The sequence below is a fragment of the Promicromonospora alba genome, from assembly GCF_042654905.1.
GTDB classification, from domain to species: Bacteria; Actinomycetota; Actinomycetes; order Actinomycetales; family Cellulomonadaceae; genus Promicromonospora; species Promicromonospora alba.
On record NZ_JBHSFI010000013.1, the window covers coordinates 1 to 2,114 of the forward strand.

Genomic DNA, 2,114 nt, shown 5'->3' on the forward strand with positions numbered 1-2,114 from the left:
CCGTCGACACCATCAGCAGACTCTCCCTCGATCAGTGTTGTTGCACTGACCGTATGAATCCGCCGCCCAGATCTGGCAGCAGGTGCATGGTCAAATCGGAGCCATAAGCAGGGTTATGGCGACGCCCGGCTGACTCGGCATTCGGTGATGGATCCTGGCGTTCTCCGCACAGAACATCCCTCGCAGAGCATCCCCTCACAGAGAAGGTCGGAACCACCCATGCCGAAGATCCTGATGGTCCTCTCCGCCGCGAACAGCCTGCGCCTGGCTGACGGGACCGCCCACCCCACCGGCTACTGGGCCGAGGAGGTCGCCGCGTCGCACCGCACGCTGACCGCCGCCGGCGCCACGGTCGACCTCGCGACACCCGGCGGCGTGCGGCCCACCGTCGACGAGATCAGCCTGGACGAACGGGGCGGCGTGGCCGCTGCCGACGCCGCGGAGCACCGGGCCTACCTGGACTCCATCGCGGGCCGGCTCGCCCAGCCGCTCGCGCTGTCCGACGTCCGCGCCGACGACTACGACGCGATCTACATCCCTGGCGGCCACGCCCCCATGGCCGACCTCGTGTCCGACGCCGACCTCGGCCGGCTGCTGGTCGCCGCCAACACGCGGCAGACGACGGTGGCCGCGCTCTGCCACGGCGCCGCCGCGCTGCTGAGCGCCGAGACCCCGGACGGCGCCTTCGCCTACGCGGGCCGCGCGCTCACCTCCTTCACGGACGAGGAGGAGCGCCAGGGCGGCCTCGGGGATGGCACGCCGTTCCTCGTGGAGACCGCGCTGCGCGAACGCGGCGCCGTCATCAGGACCGGCGTGCCCTGGAGCAGCACCGTGGTCCAGGACGGCAACCTCATCACCGGGCAGAACCCCCAGTCCAGCACCGCGACCGCCGAGGCGGTGCTCAAGGCGCTCGCCGCCCGCTGACCGCCCGCCGTCGTGCCGACCTGGTTAGCCTGAGCACCAGGCAAGGCTGGGCCACAGCCTCAGGGGACGGATGGTGACGCGCGTGCCGGGACTCGACCTCCTCGCGACGTTCCTTGAGGTCTACCGCACCGGCTCGCTGTCCGCCGCGGCGGAGCGCCTGGGCGTGAGCCAGCCCGCCGTCACGGGCCAGCTCGCGCGGCTCGAGGAGCAGCTCGGGGCGCGGCTGTTCGTGCGGTCGCGCCGGGGTGCCGAACCCACCGAACGTGCCGTGGCGCTGGCCACCCAGGTGGGCCTGCACGTGGACGAGCTCCGGGCCGCGCTCGGTCCCGCGGACGAGGCCCCGGCGGTCAGGGGGCTCGTCCGGCTCGGCGGCGCGGCAGAGCTGATGACCGTCCGGGTGCTGCCCGCCCTCGCGCCCCTGCTCGCCCAGGGTCTGCAGGTCCGGGTCACGCTCGGGCTCGGGGGCGACCTGCTGGCCGCGCTGGCCGCCGGCCACCTCGACCTGGTCGTGTCCTCGGTACGCCCCCGGCAGGACGCCGTCGTGGCGACGCCGCTGGTCGACGAGGAGTTCCTGCTCGTGGGCCCGGCGGCGCTGGCCCATACGGTCGACCCGGTGCGGCTCGCCGCCGACCCGGTCGCCGCGCTGTCGCACCTGCCGCTGGTCGCATACGCGGAGGAGCTCCCGATCGTGCGCCGCTACTGGCGCAGCGAGTTCGGACGTCGGCCGCCGAACGTCACGTCGCTCGTGGTCCCGGACCTGCGCGCGGTGCTCGCCGCCGTGATCGCGGGGGCGGGCGTCTCCGTGCTCCCGCGGTACCTGGTCGCGTCGGCGCTGGAGAGCGGGCAGGTCGTCCAGCTCCACCAGCCCGAGGCGCCGCCGCTGAACACGCTCTACCTGGCGATGGGCCGGGTTGCGCCCCAGGGCCCGGCCCTCACCGCCGTCCGTGACCGGCTCACCCAGGCCGCCGCCGAGTGGGGAAGCCTCTGACGGCTGGGCGCGGACCCGGGTGTTGACCACAGCAGTTCCTGCCAGACCAGGCCCCGGCTCGGCAGGAACTGCTGTGGTCAACACCCGGCGCGGCAACGGTCGGCCGGATGACCATGCACCTGCTGCCAGATGACGCGGGCGGATTCATACGGTCAGTGCAACAACACTGATCGAGGGAGAGTCTGCTGATGGTGTCGACGGG

2 protein-coding genes are annotated in these 2,114 nt (G+C 73.1%); both read left to right on the plus strand.

Annotated features, from left to right (window positions below; all coding sequences use genetic code 11):
- Positions 1-219 precede the first annotated feature (219 nt).
- Positions 220-924, plus strand: a complete 705-nt coding sequence (locus tag ACFO6V_RS28760) for a type 1 glutamine amidotransferase domain-containing protein (RefSeq protein ID WP_377142728.1) — start codon at positions 220-222, stop codon at positions 922-924.
- A gap of 82 nt (positions 925-1,006) precedes the next feature.
- Positions 1,007-1,912: a LysR family transcriptional regulator gene (locus ACFO6V_RS28765; protein ID WP_377142730.1), complete on the plus strand. Its 906-nt coding sequence runs from the start codon at positions 1,007-1,009 to the stop codon at positions 1,910-1,912.
- The last annotated feature ends 202 nt before the right edge of the window (positions 1,913-2,114 follow it).

Excerpts from the sequence above, each read along its gene's own strand:
- ACFO6V_RS28760 (WP_377142728.1), top strand. The coding sequence starts at position 220 with ATGCCGAAGATCCTGATGGTCCTCTCCGCCGCGAACAGCCTGCGCCTG.